12 protein-coding genes and 2 pseudogenes are annotated in these 19,778 nt (G+C 55.8%); 9 read left to right on the forward strand and 5 right to left on the reverse strand.

The annotated features are described in order from the left end of the window. Positions 1 to 216: 216 nt before the first annotated feature. Positions 217 to 1,425, reverse strand: a complete 1,209-nt coding sequence (locus CNE01S_RS02990; RefSeq protein WP_061273320.1) for an L-lactate MFS transporter — start codon at positions 1,423 to 1,425, stop codon at positions 217 to 219. Positions 1,426 to 1,785: 360 nt separating this feature from the next. On the opposite strand from CNE01S_RS02990, the gene tag reads away from it, so the two are divergent. Continuing rightward, entirely contained in the window at positions 1,786 to 2,349 is a 564-nt protein-coding gene (gene tag / locus CNE01S_RS02995; protein ID WP_061273322.1) for a DNA-3-methyladenine glycosylase I, read from the forward strand. Then, on the forward strand, positions 2,346 to 2,807 hold the full coding sequence (locus CNE01S_RS03000) for an N-acetyltransferase (RefSeq protein ID WP_061273324.1): 462 nt from the start codon (positions 2,346 to 2,348) through the stop codon (positions 2,805 to 2,807). Before tag ends, CNE01S_RS03000 begins: the two co-directional genes overlap by 4 nt. Here the strand turns inward: CNE01S_RS03000 and CNE01S_RS03005 are convergent. After that, a complete protein-coding gene (locus CNE01S_RS03005) occupies positions 2,755 to 5,085 on the reverse strand; it encodes a molybdopterin guanine dinucleotide-containing S/N-oxide reductase (RefSeq protein ID WP_061273326.1) in 2,331 nt (776 codons plus the stop codon). The genes CNE01S_RS03000 and CNE01S_RS03005 overlap by 53 nt on opposite strands. A 108-nt stretch (positions 5,086 to 5,193) precedes the next feature. Between CNE01S_RS03005 and CNE01S_RS24255 the strand changes: the two are divergent. Next, a pseudogene (locus CNE01S_RS24255) lies at positions 5,194 to 5,304 on the forward strand (OmpA family lipoprotein); the annotation flags it as partial. Between the two features lie 89 nt (positions 5,305 to 5,393). On the opposite strand, the gene bcsG reads toward CNE01S_RS24255, so the two are convergent. From bcsG to bcsE, 3 genes and pseudogenes are all read right to left on the reverse strand, one after another. Continuing rightward, on the reverse strand, positions 5,394 to 7,076 hold the full coding sequence (bcsG, locus tag CNE01S_RS03010) for a cellulose biosynthesis protein BcsG (RefSeq protein WP_061273327.1): 1,683 nt from the start codon (positions 7,074 to 7,076) through the stop codon (positions 5,394 to 5,396). Further along, entirely contained in the window at positions 7,069 to 7,263 is a 195-nt protein-coding gene (gene bcsF, locus CNE01S_RS03015) for a cellulose biosynthesis protein BcsF (RefSeq protein WP_061273329.1), read from the reverse strand. The genes bcsG and bcsF overlap by 8 nt, the downstream gene beginning before the upstream one ends. After that, positions 7,260 to 8,821: pseudogene (gene bcsE / locus CNE01S_RS03020) on the reverse strand (cellulose biosynthesis protein BcsE). Before bcsE ends, bcsF begins: the two are co-directional and overlap by 4 nt. Positions 8,822 to 8,994: 173 nt before the next feature. Between bcsE and bcsR the strand changes: the two are divergent. The 6 genes from bcsR (at position 8,995) to bcsC (ending at position 19,657) form a co-directional block, all read left to right on the forward strand. After that, complete coding sequence (bcsR, locus tag CNE01S_RS03025; protein ID WP_045784760.1) at positions 8,995 to 9,180, forward strand: cellulose biosynthesis protein BcsR; 186 nt, start codon at positions 8,995 to 8,997, stop codon at positions 9,178 to 9,180. A 12-nt stretch (positions 9,181 to 9,192) separates the two neighbouring features. Next, positions 9,193 to 9,927 carry a cellulose biosynthesis protein BcsQ gene (gene bcsQ, locus CNE01S_RS03030; protein ID WP_061273331.1) on the forward strand — a complete coding sequence of 245 codons (735 nt, stop codon included), beginning with the start codon at positions 9,193 to 9,195 and terminating at the stop codon, positions 9,925 to 9,927. Next, positions 9,924 to 12,533, forward strand: a complete 2,610-nt coding sequence (gene bcsA, locus CNE01S_RS03035) for a UDP-forming cellulose synthase catalytic subunit (protein ID WP_061273333.1) — start codon at positions 9,924 to 9,926, stop codon at positions 12,531 to 12,533. The genes bcsQ and bcsA overlap by 4 nt, the downstream gene beginning before the upstream one ends. Before the next feature lie 139 nt (positions 12,534 to 12,672). Further along, the gene (gene bcsB / locus CNE01S_RS03040) at positions 12,673 to 15,066 is read left to right on the forward strand and encodes a cellulose biosynthesis cyclic di-GMP-binding regulatory protein BcsB (protein WP_061273335.1); all 2,394 of its coding nucleotides are present in this window, start codon (positions 12,673 to 12,675) and stop codon (positions 15,064 to 15,066) included. A 5-nt stretch (positions 15,067 to 15,071) separates the two neighbouring features. Continuing rightward, a complete protein-coding gene (gene bcsZ / locus CNE01S_RS03045) occupies positions 15,072 to 16,178 on the forward strand; it encodes a cellulose synthase complex periplasmic endoglucanase BcsZ (protein WP_082763183.1) in 1,107 nt (368 codons plus the stop codon). After that, positions 16,160 to 19,657: a cellulose synthase complex outer membrane protein BcsC gene (gene bcsC / locus CNE01S_RS03050; RefSeq protein ID WP_061273337.1), complete on the forward strand. Its 3,498-nt coding sequence runs from the start codon at positions 16,160 to 16,162 to the stop codon at positions 19,655 to 19,657. Before bcsZ ends, bcsC begins: the two co-directional genes overlap by 19 nt. Positions 19,658 to 19,778: the final 121 nt, after the last annotated feature.

A 19,778-nucleotide genomic window follows, 5' to 3' on the forward strand; every position in this document is an offset into this window, starting at 1 on the left:
CCCTCTGCTGGCCTGACGAGTGAAAAGAGGATAAGGCGATGAGAAGGGAGATTTATCCTGGCCGGGATAATACAGCTTGTGGCGAAAAAGTCTTGCCAAAGACTGTTATTTCATTGCTGAGATTGTGTTTTTATTTGAACAGAGTAAGCGAGGTGATGATGGGTTACGCCAAAGCCGCCCTATTTGGCGGCCTTAACGTGGGTATTGCGAAGACTATCAGGCGTGGGCGTGTTTGTGACTGAGTACGGCACGTACCGGCTGACGAATGGTGGTGGAAATCGCCAGGGATAGAATCAGCAGGGCGAAGATAACGCAGAAGGTGACGTAGAAGCCGCCGAACAGCGAGGCGATGATGGAGCCGCAGATGCTGCCGATCCCAAAGCCCAGGTAAATCACGCCGTAGTTTTTGGTCAGGTTGTTCAGGCCAAAGAATTCGCTGACCAGCGAAGGATAAACGGTGATGGTGCCGCCAAAGTTAAAGGCAACGCAGGCGATGGCCGCAAAGAACGTCATTTCGTTCAGCGGGGCAAACAGCAGGGCCGCCATACCGACCAGAGAAATCACCTGGCCAATCGTGATAACGCGAATACGGGCGATTTTATCGGACAGAATACCGAGGATAAGGCGGCCGCTCAGGTTAGCAATCGAGATAACGGTAACCGCGTTGGCGGCGGACATCGCATCCAGGTGCACCATGCCCTGCGCGATATCTTTTGCTACGCCGATGACGTACAGGCCGCTCATGCAGGCGGTGAGGAACATCAATGCCAGCATCCAGTACTGTGGCTGACGCATAGACTCTGCCAGGGTGAAGTCTGTTTTCGCTGCGCCGTTTGCGGTTTTGGTTTCCTGCAGCGGAGCGTCTTTCATCATGGTGGCGCCAAACAGCACCATCACCATCGCCAGTCCACCCCAAATCATAAAGGTGTTTTCCAGACCGTAGGCCGCCAGCAAATGGGTATCGATGTATTTAAAACCGAGGCTACCGAGGCCATAGGCGCCAATAGAAAAGGCAGAAATCAGGCCCTTACGTTCCGGGAACCACTTCACGCAGTTAGACAGCGTTAGCAGGTAACCTGCACCGTCGGCCAGGCCAACCAGGACGCCAGCCGTGAGCCACAGCATCATCAGGTTATTGGCATGTGCGGTGAAGAACAGCCCGGCACCGAGCAGCACGCCCGCCGCCATGGTGACCTTACGCACGCCAAAGCGGTCCTGCAGTTTGCCCGCTACGGAAGAAGAGATGGCGAGGCCCAGACTCAGCAGCCCGAAGGAGAAAGCGACCTGGCTGATTGGCGCATCCAGCTTCTGTGACAACGCGCTGTTAAACAGGCTCCAGGTATAAACGGATCCCAGCGCGAACTGAGTAATGATGGTCCCGATGAGGGTTAACCAGCGAGTACGGTTGTAGGTGGCAGTGTTCATGGCAGATGTCCTGCGAATCTAAGGGAAGTTATCTGCCGCCTACGATAGCGAAGCGCCGTTTATTCCAGGAAAAAACGGCATGAAATGCATGAAGAACGGAATGAAATGCCTCTCAGACGGTATGAACGGCCTTCACGCTGCACTTTATATTCTGTTGGTTAGTGCTCGCTATCATTGTGGTGTGCGTCTTTGCTGTATATCAAATGTTAAATCATAAATGAGACATAGTTAACATTTTGCAAATTTACCGGTATTAACAACCCTTTCTTTGATCTCATACAGGGTTGCGAAATGCCCCGTATTCACTATTGTCAGATCGTAAAATTTGCCCACGCTTGGCAGGTAATCAGGGAGAGCAAAATGGAACGTTGTGGCTGGGTCACTCAGGATCCGCTGTATCTGGAGTATCACGACAAAGAATGGGGCGTGCCGGTCACCGACGGGCAGAAGCTCTTTGAGATGATTTGTCTGGAAGGCCAGCAGGCCGGGCTGTCGTGGATAACCGTGTTGAAAAAACGCGAAAATTACCGCCGGCGTTTCAGGAATTTTGACCCTTATGCCGTGGCGCTGATTCAGCCGGAAGAGGTGGATGAGCTGATGCAGGACGCCGGGATTATCCGCCACCGAGGGAAAATTGAGGCCATTATCAATAACGCCAAAGCCTTTCTGGCGATGGAGGCCAACGGTGAGAAATTCCCCGAGTTCGTCTGGGCCTTTGTGGAGCATAAACCGCAGGTGTCGCATGCCGCTTCACTCAGCGAAGTTCCCGCCTTTACGCCGACGTCAGATGCGCTGTCTAAGGCACTCAAGAAACGCGGATTTAAGTTTGTGGGGTCGACAATCTGCTATTCGTTTATGCAGGCCTGCGGTCTGGTCAATGACCATGTGACGGGCTGCTTCTGCCACCCAGATTTTCGCCAATGATCCAGCCGTTTAACGTTGGGGAGATGGATGTGCTGATGGCGCTCTGGCTTGAAAGTACCATCGGCGGCCATCCGTTTATCCCGGAAAGCTACTGGTACGATAGCCTGAACCTGGTGCGTAATGTCTATATCCCTCAGTCAAAAACGTGGGTTTATCTCCACCAGCAAAAAATGGTGGGGTTTATCAGCGTGATGGATCGGCAGTTTATCGGCGCGTTGTTTGTGTCCCCTTCTTTTACCGGGCAAGGGGTCGGCGGTGAACTGCTGGAGAAGGTGAAAGCGGAATACCCGGCCTTAAGTCTCGAGGTGTATCAGAAAAACCGCCGGGCGGTGCATTTCTATCACCGCCACGGTTTTCATATTGAAGAGGGCGCGTGGCAGGAAGAAACGCAGCACCCGACGTGGATTATGGGCTGGCAGGCGGATCAAACGCCGTCACAGCAGGTGCCGGGCCGGTAAATTTCTCTGCCCAGACGAGGGAGTTATTTGCCGCACAGCCGTTGGCCAGCCGGGAAGACGGGATATCCATGGTGAGTACGTTAACCGCGCCGTTTTTACACAGCCTGTTTTCATCCAGATCGGGCCATGCGCCCTGGTGGATGCAAACCACGCCGGGCCTGATACCGTCGGTCACCTGAGCGCCGACCAATACCTGGCCGCGAGCGTTCCATACCCGCACTAAATCACCGTGAGCGATGCCGCGCGCTTTGGCGTCAATCGGGTGAAGCGTAATGGGCTCTCGCCCGGCAATGGCGTACTGGTCGCGAAGTCCGGCATAGTTCAGCTGGCTGTGCAGGCGGTGGGCCGGATGAGATGAGAGCAACTGCAACTGTCCGGAAGCGGCATTGCCCTGCCATTCGTCCGGCGCCAGCCAGCTTGGGTGCGGCGGGCAGTCGGCATAACCAAAGCTGGCGATGCGTTCGGAGTAAATCTCAATTTTACCGCTCGGCGTTTTGAGTGGGTTTTCCTGAGGATTATCACGAAAATCCGAGAAGCGAATGAATTTGGCATTTTTCGCATTTTCTGGCATTTCTATCAGCTGGTTAGCTGCCCAGAATTCTTTAAAATCCGGGAGCGCGATCTGCTGCGTAGCACCACGTTGACGGGCGATGTTATAAAAAGCCTCGAGCCATTCAAGTTCGCTTTTCCCTTCACTGAATCGCTCTTTACCGCCTGCTTCCCATTTTTCACTCAGTTCAGCAAAAATATCAAAATCGTTCCACGCTTCCCCCTGCGGGGCAACGACCTGTTTCATGGGAACCAGATGCTGATTGCTGTAATCACCGGTCATCGTCATGTCGTTCCGCTCGAACGACGTGGTCACCGGCAGAACGATATCGGCGTGTTTTGCCGCCGCCGTCCAGAAACATTCGGAGATAACGATCAGCTCAGGTTTTTGCCAGGCTGCGGCAAGGCGATTGGTGTCCTGATGATGGGTGAAGTTACTGCCACCCGCCCACCAAAGCATACGAATATCCGGGAAGGTGTGCTGCTGCCCGTTGTGCTGATACTCCATGCCTGGGTTTTCCAGCGCTTCGACGATGCGCGCCACGGGAATTTTCTCCACGGCATCCGTTCCGCCCTTAAGAGATCCCTGCAGGGAACCGAGAACCGCTGCGCTGCGGGTCGGGTTGCCGCCGTTGGCAAAATGGTAAGAGAGACCAAAGCCGCCGCCTGGGGTGCCAATCTGCCCCAGCATGGCGGCCAGCGTAACCAGCATCCAGTGTTTTTGTTCGCCGTACTGCTGGCGCTGCATGCCCCAGCCTGCCATCAGCATGGTGCGCTTGTGGCTGAAAAGGTCTGCCAGTTTTTCGATGGTTACCGCCGGAATACCGCAGATCTCAGCGGCCCAGGCCGCGTTTTTCGAAATGCCGTCGGCTTTGCCGAGCAGATAGGCCTCAAACTTCTCGTAGCCGTAGGTGCAGCGGGCAAGGAAATCACTATCGTGCCTGCCGTGAATAACCAGCGTGTGGGCAATGCCGAGCATCAGCGCTACGTCGGTACCCATATGCGGCGCGATCCATTCGGCACGTTCACCGAAGAAATCCACCGTTTCAGAGCGCATCGGGTCGATGGCAATAATCGTTTTGCCGCTATTTTTTAGCTGCTCGAAGTACTTCACGCCCTGCTCGTCGCTGGCATTCCAGGCGATTTTCAGCGTGTTGAGCGGGTTCGCGCTCCACAGCACCACCACGTCGCTGTGCTCAAGCAGCAGCGGCCAGCTGGTCTGTTGCTGATAAACCTCATTGGAGCCCACCACGTAGGGCATGATCACCTGCGCGGCACCGGTCGAGTAGTCGCCGGAATGCCCGGTATAGCCGCCCGCCAGGCTCATGTAGCGTTGAAGCAGCGTGGAGGCTTTGTGCAGCACGCCGTTGGAGCGCCAGCCGTAGGAACCCGCGAAAATGGCCGCCGGGCCGTAGCTTTCGCGAATACGTTTGTGCTGCTGGTGGATAAGCGTCAGGGCGTCATCCCAGCTGATGCGGACATAGTCATCTTTCCCGCGAGTGCCCTGTGGGTTCTCGGGCGAGGCCAGAAACCCTTTACGAGCCATAGGAAACGCAACGCGGGCCTTGCTATGGACCTGGTCTGGTACCGCGCTTTGCAGCGAGTTTTGATGACCGGTTTCAAGCGCGCCGCGAGAGCGGTAAACCCGTTCCCCGTCGGTTTCGACCAGCATGGGGCCCCAGTGTGCGGCAGTGAGGATCTGTTTGCGTGTAGGTGATGTATTGGCCAATTTGGGCTCCGCGATGGCAGGCGGTGGGTTCTATGCCCACACATTTATGACAACGATAAAGAATACTTACCGGAATTTTCTACACGATTTGCCGCCATAATCAATCGCCGGATTCGCACCACCGGCGCAGGCCCGGCGAATCCGATTGCCAGCAACAGCACCGCGGGCGGTAAAGCACAGAATCGTCGCGTAGCAATTACTCTGAGTCCTTTGGGTTAATCTTGCTCACAGCGGTTCAGATTTTCCGATAACCGCGTAAAAAAAACCGGCGCTCAAGGCACCGGTTTTTAATCGTCTAAACGCAAACCTTATTGTGGATAAGGCACCCAGTCGCCGCCGCTCAGGCGGACATAAGGCTTATCCTGGTACTTCAGTACCACCGCCGTAGCATTTTCAGAAACCGGGGCGGTTTGCGGCAGGTTGCCGGTCAGCGTGCTCCAGTCGACCTGGTCGGCGACAAAGTTCTTGCCGTCCACCGAGCGTGAAACTAGCTCAGAAATCGCCAGATAGCTGCTTGGCTGGTTGATTTCAATGGCGTCGCCGTTGTGCGGGGCTTTCATACCGATGAACTTCACGCCCGCCGGTACGTGGGTGATGTCAGGGCTTGGGATGTCACGCAGCCCGGAAACCTGCATTTTGTCGCCTTTCAGCGCCGCACCGTGCTCCGGCACAATCACCACCATCACTTTGCGGTTCGACTTCTCAAGCTCGGTCAAGAACGAATCTAGCTCATCAAACAGCTTCTGCGCCCGTGCTTTATAGTCGGCCGTTTTGCTGTTGCCTGGGTAATGGTTACCGTCGTGCAGCGGCACCAGGTTGTAGAAGGTGGCCGTACGTGGATTCGCGCCGTCATTTTGCTCACCCTGCAGCCAGCGCTGCAGTACTGCGGTATCGTCGTAGATTGGCGAATTATCAAATGCCAGCAGATCGCTCGGCAGCCCGCTTTGATCCATCAGCGGAACCTGAACGCCGCCGTATTCACGCACTTCTTTCAGGAAGTTACCGAATACGCCGTTGTGATCCATCATAAGCTGCTGTTTGAAGCCGAGACGGGCCAAATCATCAAACAGATAGCATTGATTGCCCGCAGGCTCATAAAGCCCTTTGTGGGACGACTGCCCGCAGCTCGCGCGAAGCAGACGGATAGCCGCCGGGCCGCTGTAGGAGGTTGCCGAGTTGAAGTTTTTAAACAGAATATCAAAGTGTTTCCACAGCGGGTGCGAACTGAGGCCAACTGCCTCGATGTCGGACCATGAGAGGGAACAAATATTGATAATCAGCAGTTCAAATGGCTGCGCGTCGGCCGGCAACGCGTCCGGGAATTTGGTCTGACGTTTGGCTTCGCTGGCGTAGAAACTGCTCAGCCAGGCGGTAATATTGTCGCTTGTCGGTGGGGCCGTTTGTGCCGGGATATCACCAGGAACAGGCGCCAGCGCTGTGCCGGAAGCCGTTGATCCGACCGTATTGCCAGTACTGACGGACGCCGTTGTTTGAGACGTGGAAGGCAGTAAAGAGATAGCCGGGCCTGCCACCGTTAATACGTTGAGCCAAACCAGGATAGCCACGACAAACACCGTGACGCGAAGCCACTGGGAAACAAAAAGCCATGCGACCAGCAGGACAAACGCTGCGCCGATCATTTGCCAGTTAACAAAGCGGGTTACCAGGTCGAGAAGGTAGTCCGCGCTGAAGCCGACGACCTGCGAGCCCTGGCTCATCATGCTGTCGATGCCGGGTAGCCAGGTATCGTGCCAGAACAGGCCTATCCCCACGGGGAGGGCAATCCAGTTACGCAGCTTGTGTAACTTAAGCGGTGGCAGCGGGAACAATAAAAAGGCAACAAAGACCAGGTTCGCCAGCGGGTGAAAATTTAGATAGCCGGTCCACAGCAGCCCGAACTTCAACAGGAAGTAGTAGTTCCAGCCACCCAGACCACGCCAGTATTGCAGGAAATAAGCTGGCGACTTTGCCGTTTGAGAGTGATTAGTCATGTTGATGGTCTGCCCTGGCGGAAGTTCGGCGCAGCGTGCCGGCCGATTTTACATAGCGTGGTTTTAAAAACATCAGCCGTACCGAGGCGGTAAGGCGGGGAAGCCAGCGGTGAGCGGTGTAGCCCAGCGGAATAAAAACGATCGCGCAAAGCACGACGAGCTGAATGATGTCGGTGAGGTTCATCATTGTGTCTGCTCCCTCGGAGTATCATCAAGCAGCGTGACAGGCGTTGGCTGTCGGCGCCAGCTATGCCCTTCGCGGCTTACATGGCGAACGCTATTCAGGTCGAGCGTGGCGGCCAGCGGTTTCACCCATTTTTCCGGGCTCAGGGCCTGCATTTGGAGTATTTCGGCGGCGATTTGGCTGTCTTCAAACCACACCATGCGGTTGGTGAAGATGTCGTTCACCGGCAGCGGGAAAATGTGGTTCAGCGCGGTATCGAGATCGTTAATGCGGCAGAACGAGAGGAACAGCATCAGCCGGTTTTCTCCGATAGTCACGATATCACCCATGCGGTTCGGCCGGCACAGCGTAAGCGCTTGCTCAACTCGCAGCCCCGGCACAGGGCGCAGCGCGACCATAACGCCTTTGCCGTCTGCCGGCAGCAGTGCATTGTTCATCAGCGTGCTGATGCCGCTGCAGAAGACGTCCCACTTCTGGTAGCCGCGCAGCTTCAGCGGCTGCATCTGGTCGATCAGCACGGTAATATCTTCCGGAACGTGGCGGGTAAACTTCACGCCCTGCACGCTTTCTATCATGGTCAGGCAGCGCGAAAGCGGGGCATTCCACGGAATAATTAGCGTTGCGCCGCAGCCCAGCAAAAGTCGTTCATCGGTGGCTCGCAGGCTGGCCTGGTTTTCTCGCACAATCAGTTTCAGTGCACTGCCGCGCTGGCGGCGAAGCGAATGAATCTGGCGAGCGATACTGTTAATTTGGCTATTCTGGGCTAGCGAGAAAATGATCGTCGCGGCCTGCGCGGTTCGCGCGGCATCAACAGTTGCTCATTGTTTTCGAAGAGCTGCCAGTTTTCCGAAAGGGCAGGGGCACCTTCCAGAACGGCAATGTGGCTGAGGACGCGCTTTTCATCGCTACGCGGCTGCGGTGAGCTTTCGGCATCTTCTACAATTTGCCATTTCCCGTTTTGCCAGTGGACGTTAAGCTGCTGATCGGCCGTGACGCCTTTCTCGTTACACCAAAAGGCGATGTCATAACGATGAATATCGCTTTGCGCTCGCAGACTGGCAAGCCCGGACAGGCTTCGGTGCTCACTGACTAATAATGAGAATTGTTTGTCATTATTATTTCCGACATTGACAAAAAGCAGGCTGCACTTATTGCGTTCGGTCCATTTTCCCATTGCGGTGAGCCAATGACGTAAATCTGCCGGGGGGATATTCTCCCAGACGTTATCTGAGCTTAAGAGTATAAAAAAGTAGTGTTCGGGATTAATGCTGCACATCAAATCCCGGCGCAGCGCATTGAGCCCATTGATGGACGAAGGCATAGTAAAAAGACGTATTTTTTCCGGCCCTTCAGCCGAATCGAGCTTTATCGCCTGTTTAAGCTTTGCCGACATTGAAACGACGGCAACTTTTGCCTCCGGCTGTTGGGCGGCAACTGTTTGATTAACCAGATTTATTGCATCACCCTGACTTTCTACGTTTAGCCACCAGACGCCACCTGTGGGCATATGGTTCAATTCGTTCCACAACGAACGGATGCCAAGCGAAAATATGGGTTCCATGGCGTCCCCTGGAGATAAATTAGTATGTATGTCAGTTTACTAGCGTAAGCTCAGAAAGAAACCTACCATTGAAAATAAACAGCATCAGTTTTAGCATTGTAAAACATTTTTCGTTTTCCGGACATTTGCCGTTATCACTGGTGACGAAACCTGACCGAGGGATGATAACCAAAATGCAAGATGAAGAGACTGGCAATGCTCAGGAAAACAAGCTTGTTTATGCCTTCCAAAATGATTTTCTGGCGCTAAGTAAAGCATTTTCACTGCCGGAAATAGATTACACCGATATATCGCAGCGAGAACAACTGGCGGCGGCAATTAAACGTTGGCCGCTGCTGGCTGAATTAACGCAACAATAGGGAGTAGGCCTGATGGCTGTCATTGGGTTGCAGGGGCTGCGTGGTGGCGTAGGGACGACATCTATCACCGCGGCGCTTGGTTGGTCGTTGCAGCAACTTGGGGAATCGGTACTGGTGATAGATATTTCACCAGATAATCTGCTGCGCCTTTTTTATAACATTGATTTTGCAGAGCCCAAGGGCTGGGCGCGCGCCATGCTGGATAACGAAGACTGGCGTAAAAGCGCTTGGCGCTATACCAGCCACCTTGACGTGTTGCCGTTTGGTCAGCTTAGCCCGGCCGAGCATGAAACGTTCGATACGGTGGAAAAGGCCCTTGGGCAGTTCAGTCATTTTCTTGCCGACTTGAAAGCAAGCCAGCAGTATCAGTGGATTTTGCTGGATCTCCCCCACGGCTTTAACGCCCTGACCCGTCAGATTCTGGCGCAAACCGACAGCGTGGTGACGGTGGTTAAACCGGACACCAACTGCCACATCCGTTTGCATCAGCAGGCCTTGCCACAAGGGGCGTATATCCTGGTGAACTATCTGCTGGTGGCGAGCCAGCTGCAGGATGATATCTACCAGGTTTGGCTTCAGAGCCAGCGCACGATGATCCCGATTGTTCTCCACCGCGATGAGGCGATGGCCGAAAGTGCTGCGGTAAAACAGCCACTTGGTGAGTACCGTCCGGATTCGCTGATTGCTGAGGAAATCATGACGCTCGCCAATTGGATCCTGTTGAACCTTTCAGGGAAAAAGGCATGAGTCATCTGGCCTCCTGGCTGTTACTCCCTGCTGCCAGCCAGCGGTTGGGAGAGCGTTATCATACTTTCCGCCGTAACGGCGCGCCGATATTCAGCGCGATGCTGGGCTGCATCACCTTTATTCTGGCCTGGATTTTTCTGCCGCTTGAAGGCCCCCGCTGGCAGCGTATACGTGACGGACACGATCGATTTTATCCGCACATTAATCCGGACAGGCCGCGCCCGCTGGATGTTGTCCGTTACGGTATCCAAAGCCTGTGGTTATTGCTTCGCGCAGGCGGGCAAGCCGGGCGGCCGCGTATGCGCTCCTTTGGCCAGATACAGGCCTGGCGCGAGAGCTGGCATGGCTGGCTGGATAAGCTGCCGGAAAACTTTAGCCATCGGACGCAGCATTTAGACCAGAAGAAAGAGCTGGGTCATATTAGCCATACCGCCCGGCGGATCCTTCTGGGCGTGATTGTTGTCTTTTCGGCCATTCTGGCACTGCTGTGTATTACTCAGCCGTTTAACCCATTATCGCAGTTCATCTTCCTGATGCTTCTATGGGGCGTGGCGCTGTTGGTTCGCCGGTTGCCTGGGCGTTTTGCCGCACTGATGCTGATTGTGCTGTCGCTCACCGTGTCTTGCCGCTACATCTGGTGGCGCTACACCTCAACCCTGAACTGGAACGACCCGCTCAGTCTTGCCTTCGGCCTGGGGCTGCTGTTTGCTGAGACGTATGCCTGGCTGGTGCTGGTGATGGGGTATTTCCAGGTGGTGTGGCCGCTTAACCGCCAGCCGGTGCCTATGCCAAAAGACATGGATACCTGGCCGGTGGTCGATATTTTTGTACCGACCTACAACGAAGAACTTCACGTCGTGAAAGGGACAATCTACGCCTCATTGGGCATAGACTGGCCGAAGGACAAGCTGAATATCTGGATTCTTGATGACGGCGGGCGTGACGAATTTAAGCAGTTTGCCAATATGGTCGGAGTGAATTACATCGCTCGCCCAACGCATGAGCACGCCAAAGCGGGGAACATCAATAACGCGCTGAAGCATGCCAAAGGTGACTTCGTCGCCATCTTCGACTGCGACCACGTGCCCACGCGATCCTTCCTGCAGTTGACCATGGGCTGGTTCTTCAAAGAGAAGTCGCTGGCCATGATGCAGACCCCGCACCATTTCTTCTCACCCGATCCGTTCGAGCGCAACCTTGGCCGTTTTCGTAAAACGCCTAACGAAGGCACGCTGTTTTACGGGCTGGTACAGGACGGGAATGATATGTGGGATGCCACGTTCTTCTGCGGCTCTTGTGCGGTGATTCGCCGCGGTCCGCTGGATGAAATCGGCGGTATTGCCGTTGAAACGGTGACCGAAGATGCGCACACTTCGCTGCGTCTGCACCGGAGAGGTTATACCTCAGCGTACCTGCGTATTCCGCAGGCTGCCGGGCTGGCAACGGAAAGCCTTTCGGCACATATCGGGCAGCGTATTCGCTGGGCGCGGGGGATGACGCAGATATTCCGTCTCGACAACCCGTTCTTCGGCAAAGGGCTGAAGTTTGCCCAGCGGCTCTGTTATGCCAACGCCATGTTCCACTTCCTGTCGGGGATACCGCGGCTTATCTTCCTGACGGCACCGCTGGCGTTCTTGCTGTTCCATGCCTATATCATTTACGCCCCGGCCATCATGATTGCGCTGTTTGTTTTGCCGCATATGATTCATGCCAGCCTGACTAACTCCAAAATTCAGGGCAAATATCGCCACTCGTTCTGGAGCGAAATTTACGAAACGGTGCTGGCCTGGTACATCGCCCAGCCGACGCTGGTGGCATTGTTTAATCCGCACAAAGGGAAATTCAACGTGACCGCGAAAGGCGGGCTGGTTGAAAACGAGTATGTGGATTGGGTCATCACGCGTCCGTACCTGATTTTAGTGCTGATTAACCTTCTGGGCGTTGCCTTCGGGGCATGGCGCTTCTTCTATGGCCCGGAAAACGAAGCGCTAACGGTGGTAGTGAGCCTGCTGTGGGTGTTCTACAACTTGATAATACTGGGCGGTGCAGTGGCCGTTTCCGTTGAGAGTAAGCAGGTCCGGCGCGCGCATCGCGTTGAAATCGCCATGCCGGCAGCGCTGGCGCGTGAAGATGGTCACCTCTTCCCATGCACCGTACATGATTACTCCGATGGCGGGGTAGGGATCAAGATTCATGGCCCAACTCAAGTGCTGGAAGGGCAGAAAGTGAATCTGTTGCTGAAGCGCGGGGCGCAAGAGTTCTACTTCCCGGCACAGGTCGTGAGGGTCTTTGGCGACGAAGTTGGCCTACAGCTGGCTCAGATGACCACCAAGCAACACATCGACTTTATTCAATGTACTTTTGCCCGCGCCGACACCTGGGCGCTGTGGCAAGACAGTTTCCCTGAGGATAAGCCGCTGGAAAGTCTGGTGGATATTCTCAAGCTTGGATTCCGGGGCTACCGGCACCTTGCGGAGTTCGCTCCACCGTCATTGAAGTTTGTTTTCCACGCGATCACCGTGCTGGTGGACTGGATTGTGTCGTTTATTCCGCACAGCCCGACGACCGAATCAGCAAAACGGCGGACCTTGTCTGCATTGGCTTAACGAGATTGCTTATGAAAAGGGAAGAAGCGTGGTTTTTCCCTCTTTGTAGTCGGCAACTGAAATCACGAATTGATGTTCTCTGGTGTTTCTTCCTTCGCCTGAGGTTTATCAACAGCCTGATTAATTTGATGAAAACGCGATGAAAAGAAAAATATCCTGGTTTTATGCAGCGGCGGTAGGTATCAGCGCCCTGCCTGTTACGGTGGCAAATTCGGCTGATACAACGCCGGCTCCGACGGTTCCTGCCGTGGCTACGGCAAATCAGGCAGTGATTACGCCTGCGCCGGGTGCAGCGGAGGCGGTGGTACCCGCCGCGCCTGCGGACAATGCGCCTACGGTTGGGCAAGTTTTACCGGGCGTTCAAGGTGCAAATGCGCCTATCGTCGCCGAAAATGTGCCTTCTCGCGATGTTAAGCTGAATTTCGCGCAAATTGCGCCCCCGCCGGGGAGCATGGTGCTGACCGGCGTGAACCCGAATGGCGGGGTGGAGTTTGGTATGCGCCGGGATGAAATCGTCTCGAAAGCGCTGCTGAACCTTGAATATACCCCTTCGCCTTCGCTGCTGCCGGTGCAGTCGCAGCTAAAAGTCTATCTCAACGACGAGCTGATGGGCGTTCTGCCGGTGACCAAAGAGCAACTGGGTAAAAAAACCTTTGCACAGGTGCCGGTTGACCCGCTCTATATCACCGACTTTAACCGCGTGCGGCTGGAATTCGTCGGCCATTACCGCGACATCTGTGAAAACCCGGCCAGCACCACGCTGTGGATGGACGTCGGGCGTAGCAGCTCGCTGGCGCTGACCTACCAGCGTCTGCCGGTTCAAAACGATCTGTCGCATTTCCCGGTGCCTTTCTTCGATTCGCGTGACAATCGCCCGCTGACGCTGCCTGTCGTTTTTGCTGCCAGCCCGGATATTGAACAGCAGCGTGCCGCAGGGATTGTCGCTTCATGGTTTGGTTCCCGTACCGCATGGCGCGGGCAGAACTTCCCGGTACTCTTTAACCAGTTGCCGACCAGCAACGGGATTGTGTTTGCGACAAACGATAAGCGTCCGGATTTTCTTCGGGACCATCCGGCCGTGCAGGCGCCAACCGTTGAGATGATGAGCCACCCGGATAATCCGTACGTCAAACTGCTGGTGGTGATGGGCCGTGATGATAAAGACCTTGTGCAGGCTGCAAAAGGCATCGCCCAGGGCAATATCCTGTTCCGCGGCAGCAGCGTTACCGTGGATGACGTGAAGCCCCTGCTGCCGCGCGAACCTTACGATGCGCCAAACTGGGTGAGAACAGACCGACCGGTAACCCTGGGCGAGATGAAAACTTACCAGGAGCAGCTGCAGTCCAGTGGCCAGGAGCCGAGTGCCATCAGCGTGACGATGAATCTGCCGCCTGACCTCTATCTGCTGCGCAGTAACGGCATCGATCTCAATCTGAAGTATCGTTACACCGCGCCGGCGATGAAAGACAGCTCGCGTATGGACATTAGCCTGAACAACCAGTTCCTGCAGTCGTTCAACCTGACGCCGAGCGAAGAGAATAATAAGCTGCTGCTGCGCCTGCCGGTGCTGCAAGGCCTGCTGGACGGCAAAACGGATGTGGCGATCCCTGCGCTGCGTCTGGGCGCGGCCAACCAGCTGCGTTTTGACTTCTCATATATGAACCCGATGCCTGGCGGTTCGCTTGAGAACTGTATTACCTACCAGCCAATTCAAAACCACGTTGTGGTGGAAGACGAGTCCACCATCGACTTCTCAAACTATCACCACTTTATTGCCATGCCGGATTTGCGTACCTTCGCGAATGCGGGCTTCCCGTTCAGCCGCATGGCCGACCTTTCACAAACTATTGTGGTGGTCAGCAAGGAACCTAAACCCGCTCAGGTAACCGCGCTGCTGGATGCGCTGGGCACCATTGGCTCGCAAACCGGCTTCCCGGCGTTGAGCGTTAATTTAACGGATGATGGCAGCACCATTCAGGGCAAAGATGCGGACATCATGATCATCGGCACTATTCCGCCAACGATGAAAGATGACAAACGCATCGATCTCCTGGTTGATGCGGCCCAAAGCTGGGTGAAAACCCCGGTTCGCCAGACCCCGCTGCTGAACAGCGTTTCCGATCCAAAAGATCGCGCGGCGGATACGCAAACGGCGATCACTTCCCAGGGTGCGATGGCCGCCATTGTGGGCTTCCAGTCGCCGTATAACGACCAGCGTAGCATCCTTGCTTTACTGGCCGACAGCCCGCGAGGTTACGAGCTGTTAAACAATGCGCTCAACGACAGCGGCAAACGGGCGGCGATCTCTGGCTCGGTAGCGGTGATTCGTGAATCTGGTGTCGATAGCCTGCGCGTCGGTGATATTTACTATGTTGGTCATCTGCCGTGGTTCGAGCGGATTTGGTACGCGCTGTCGAATCATCCGGTTCTGCTGGCTATCTTCGCCGCGATAAGCGTTGTGCTGCTGGCCTGGGTGCTATGGCGTATCCTGCGCATTATTAGCCGCCGCCGTATCGATCCGGAAGACGAGTAATTGTGATGAAGGTCGGCACCGTACTGCTGATGGTCGGGCTGATGCTGACAACCGTTTCCGGGCAGGCCGCCTGTAGCTGGCCTGCCTGGGAGCAGTTTAAAGCAAGCTATATCAGCGACCAGGGGCGGGTGATCGATCCCAGCGATGAGCGAAAAATCACCACCTCGGAAGGGCAGAGTTATGCGCTTTTCTTTGCCCTGGTAGACAACGATCGGGCGATGTTCGACAAGCTGCTGGGCTGGACGGAAAACAACCTCGCTCAGGGGGCGCTCAAAGATCACCTTCCCGCCTGGCTGTGGGGCAAAAACGACAAAGACGAGTGGACGATTTTAGACAGCAACTCCGCTTCCGATGCCGATATGTGGATAGTCTGGAGCCTGCTTGAAGCGGGCCGTCTGTGGCATGAGCCTGCCTATAAGCGCCTCGGCGAACAGTTGTTAAAGCGCGTAGCGAAAGAGGAAGTGATTAAAATCCCCGGACTGGGCTTTTCGCTGTTGCCGGGACGAGTGGGCTTTAATCATTCCCCTGACTGGCGCCTGAATCCAAGCTACCTCCCCCCGCAGGTACTGCAGCGAATGGTGCGTTACCGCGGCCCCTGGTCGGCCATGCAGGTGGCAAACCAAAGATTACTGCTTGAAACCGCGCCCAAAGGGTTTTCACCAAACTGGGCTGACTGGCGTGAAGGCAAGGGCTGGCAGTTTCAGACCGACGATGCCCGCAACGGCAGCTATGACTCGATACGTGTCTACATGTGGATTGGCATGATGGCCGACGACTCGCCACACAAAGCCGCGCTGCTAAAAGCCTTCCAGCCAATGGCGGACATCACCATCAAACAAGGTTTGCCGCCGGAAAAAGTTGATGTGCAAACCGGCAGCGTTCAGGGCACGGGGCCGGTGGGATTCTCCGCCGCCATGCTGCCCTTTTTACAGGATAGCGAAGCACGGGACGTGCAGCGTCAGCGGGTTAAAGATAATTTCCCCCAGGCAGACGCCTATTACAGCTATGTTTTAACGCTCTTTGGTCAGGGATGGGATCAAAATCGTTTTCGCTTCAATTCTCTGGGTGAATTAATCCCGAGCTGGGGTCAGGTATGCGCAAGTTCTCATTAAGTTTAGTCACTCTCTCATTGGGCATGGCGCTGATGCCGATGGCTCAGGCCGCATTGACGCCTCAGCAGCAGCTGCTGGAGCAGGTGAGGATGGGTGAGGCCAGCAAGCGCGAAGATATCGTGCGGCAGTCGTTGTCCAGGCTGGAGCTGATGGCCCCGGACGATCCGGACGTGATTGCGGCCCGAATGCGCTACCTGCTGCGACAGGGTGATAACGCCGGGGCGAAAGCACAGCTTGAACGGCTGGCAAAACTGGCCCCCGGCTCCGCCGAGTATAAACAGTCTCAGGCCACGTTAATGCTGACCGGTGCGGACGGCCGCCAACAGCTGCAGCAGGCCCGTTTATTCGCGGCCAGCGGGCACACCGAGCAGGCTATTGCCGCCTATGAAAAGTTGTTTGACGGCAATCCGCCTGAAGGGGACTTAGCGATGGAATACTGGATGCTGATGGCGAAGCGCCCGGCAACCACGAACCAAGCGATCGATAAACTGAAAGCGCTGGATGCCGCTGCGCCGGGGAACGGTGAACTGCGTGGCAATCTGGCGCGGCTGATGTTTGCCAACGGCCGCAGCGCGGAGGCATATCAGGTGCTTGAGCAAATGGCGAAATCCAACGGCAGCCGGGAAGACGCGGCGGCTTTATGGTATGGCCAAATCAGCAACTTACCGACAGGACCACAAAGCGTCGCGGCCCTGCAGCGTTTTCTTAATGTCTTCACCGAAGGCGATACGGTAGCCACCGCGCGTGACAGGCTTGCGCAGCAGCAAAAACAGTTGTCTGACCCGGCTTTCCTCGCCCGGGCTAAAGGTCTGGAAGACGTGGGCGGTGGGCGTGGGAACCAGGCCATTCCGCAGCTGAAAGAAGCGTTAAGCTCGAAGCAAAACGACAGCGAAGTGGTCGGTGCGCTGGGGCAGGCTTATTCTCAGCAAGGGAAACGCGCCCTCGCGGTACAGCAGTTCGAGAAAGCCATTCAGATGGACCCGCAAAGCGATAACCGGGGCAAGTGGGACAGTTTATTAAAAACCAACCGCTACTGGCTGCTGATTGAACAAGGTGATGCTCAGCTCAAAGCCAATAATCCGGATGCCGCGCTGCAGAAGTACCAGCAGGCGCAGAGAATTGATAATACCGATAGCTACGCGGTGCTGGGCTTTGGCGATGTTGCCGTTGCCAAAAAAGATGATGTCAGCGCGGAACGTTATTATCAGCAAGCGCTGCGCATGGATCGTGGCAACAGCAATGCGATTCGTGGGCTGGCGAACGTCTATCGCCGCCAGTCGCCAGAGCGTGCAACGGCCTACATTCAGAGCCTTTCTGTCAGCCAACGCAAAAGTATTGATGATATCGAACGTAGCCTGGCCGGTGAGCGTCTGGAGCAGCAGGCTACCGCGCTGGAAAGCCAGGGCCAGTGGGCAAAAGCGGCAGAGATTCAGCGCCAGCGTCTTAAGCTTGATCCCGACAGCGTGTGGATAACCTACCGTCTGTCTAACGATCTGTATGCCGCCGGAAAACACGGTGAGGCGGACAGCCTGATGCGCGGTCTTGCCCAGCGCAAGCCGGGCGATCCGGAGCAGGTCTTCGCTTACGGTCTTTATCTCTCAGGCAATAACCATGATGCGGCGGCGCTAAGCCACCTCAATACGCTGCCAAAAGCGCAGTGGACCGACAATATTCATGAACTTGCAGACCGGCTGCAGTTTAACGAAGTGATGCAAACGGCTAACCGACTGCGGGACGGCGGCAAAGAAAAAGACGCCATTGCGCTGCTTCAGCAGCAGACGCCGTCCGATCGCGTAGACTTAACGCTGGCCGACTGGGCCGCCGAACGCGGTGACCGCAGCATGGCGAAATCGCAATACCAGAAAGTCCTGCAGCGCTCACCGGGTAACGAAGATGCGCTGTTAGGATTAACCAAGGTGTTGATTGCCGAGGGGGACAAACCTCAGGCTCGCGATCTGCTGGCTAAGCTGCAGACAGCGCCAGCGGGTGAAACACCGTCCATCAATACTCAACGCCGCGTCGCGAACGCCTGGGCCGCCCTGGGCGATAACGAGAAAGCCGCGCAAACCTACGCGCCGATTCTGGTCGCGGCGAAAAGCCAGCCGCCGTCGATGGAAAGCGCGCTGGTGATGCGTGATGCCGCGCGTTTCCAGGCCGCAAGCGGCCAGCCACAGCAGGCGCTGGAGACTTACAAAGACGCTATGGTCTCCTCGGGCGTTACCCAGCAGCGCCCGCAGGATAACGACACCTTCACTCGCCTGACCCGCAACGATGAGAAAGACGACTGGCTGAAGCGCGGCGTGCGCAGCGATGCCGCCGATCTATACCGCCAGCAGGATGTGAACGTGACGCTCGACCACGAATACTGGGGCTCAAGCGGCACGCCGGGTTACTCCGATCTGAAAGCGCATACCACGATGCTGCAAGTGGACGCTCCGCTCAGCGACGGGCGTATGTGGTTCCGGACCGATATGGTGAATATGGATGCGGGCTCGTTCAAAGATAGCGGGGCGGGCTACAACGAGCGCTGGGGCACCTGTGCGGAGCACAACTGTTTCGGCAGCACAAAACAGCGTGGCAATGGCGCAAGCCTGGCCGTTGGCTGGAAAAATGATACGTGGCAGACGGATATCGGCACGACGCCGCTGGGCTTTGACGTGGTTGATGTCGTGGGCGGCGTTAGCTACAGCAACGATCTCGGGCCAATTGGCTACACCGTCAATGCACATCGACGCCCAATCTCCAGCTCCCTGCTTTCCTTCGGCGGGCAGCGGGATCCTAATACCAATACCGTGTGGGGCGGCGTTCGCGCAACCGGCGGTGGCGTTAGCCTGAGCTACGACAAGGGTGAAGCTAACGGCGTCTGGTCCAGCCTGAGCGCAGACACGCTGACCGGTAAAAACGTGGCCGATAACTGGCGCGTGCGCTGGATGACGGGCTATTACTACAAGCTGATTAACGAGAATAACCAGCGGTTAACCGTGGGCCTTACCAACATGGTCTGGCACTACGAAAAAGACCTCAGCGATTACTTCCTTGGCCAGGGCGGCTATTACAGTCCGCAAAAATATGTGTCGTTTGCCGTGCCGGTCATCTGGCGTAAACGTACGGAGAACTGGTCCTGGGAATTGGGCGCTTCTGGCTCCTGGTCCTACTCCCACAGCAATGCGGGCCAGCGCTATCCGCTGCGTAACCTCGTGCCAAATAACCTGAATGATTACCCGGACGATCCGGGGGGTTATCCGGACCGCAACGATCCTACCTCGGCCAGCAGCAGTAACGGCTTCGGTTATACGGCCAGAGCGCTGGTAGAGCGCCGGATCAGTTCGCACTGGTCAATCGGCGCCGGAATTGATATTCAGCAGGCCAAGGACTACACCCCAAGCCATGCGCTGATTTTCGTGCGCTACTCTATGGCGGGCTGGCAGGGTGATATGGACATGCCGCCTCAGCCGCTGGTGCCTTATGCTGACTTCTGATCGGCTGTGATGTAAGACGGCGGGTTAGCCCGCCGTTTGCGTCTTTTCGCTCAGAATTCGGCGCAAATTTGCCCATATAAGCAGAATTACCCGATTCTCCTGGGGTAAGGATTAAAAAGGG

The sequence above is a fragment of the Cedecea neteri NBRC 105707 = ATCC 33855 genome (assembly GCF_001571265.1).
GTDB lineage: Bacteria > Pseudomonadota > Gammaproteobacteria > Enterobacterales > Enterobacteriaceae > Cedecea > Cedecea neteri.

Bases quoted from the DNA above. Each gene is read 5' to 3' on its own strand.
- bcsR (WP_045784760.1), top strand. From the start codon at position 8,995: ATGCAAGATGAAGAGACTGGCAATGCTCAGGAAAACAAGCTTGTTTAT.
- bcsB (WP_061273335.1), top strand. From the start codon at position 12,673: ATGAAAAGAAAAATATCCTGGTTTTATGCAGCGGCGGTAGGTATCAGC.
- bcsQ (WP_061273331.1), top strand. From the start codon at position 9,193: ATGGCTGTCATTGGGTTGCAGGGGCTGCGTGGTGGCGTAGGGACGACA.
- CNE01S_RS02990 (WP_061273320.1), bottom strand. From the start codon at position 1,425: ATGAACACTGCCACCTACAACCGTACTCGCTGGTTAACCCTCATCGGG.
- bcsZ (WP_082763183.1), top strand. From the start codon at position 15,072: ATGAAGGTCGGCACCGTACTGCTGATGGTCGGGCTGATGCTGACAACC.
- bcsC (WP_061273337.1), top strand. From the start codon at position 16,160: ATGCGCAAGTTCTCATTAAGTTTAGTCACTCTCTCATTGGGCATGGCG.
- CNE01S_RS03000 (WP_061273324.1), top strand. From the start codon at position 2,346: ATGATCCAGCCGTTTAACGTTGGGGAGATGGATGTGCTGATGGCGCTC.
- tag (WP_061273322.1), top strand. From the start codon at position 1,786: ATGGAACGTTGTGGCTGGGTCACTCAGGATCCGCTGTATCTGGAGTAT.
- bcsF (WP_061273329.1), bottom strand. From the start codon at position 7,263: ATGATGAACCTCACCGACATCATTCAGCTCGTCGTGCTTTGCGCGATC.
- bcsA (WP_061273333.1), top strand. From the start codon at position 9,924: ATGAGTCATCTGGCCTCCTGGCTGTTACTCCCTGCTGCCAGCCAGCGG.
- bcsG (WP_061273327.1), bottom strand. From the start codon at position 7,076: ATGACTAATCACTCTCAAACGGCAAAGTCGCCAGCTTATTTCCTGCAA.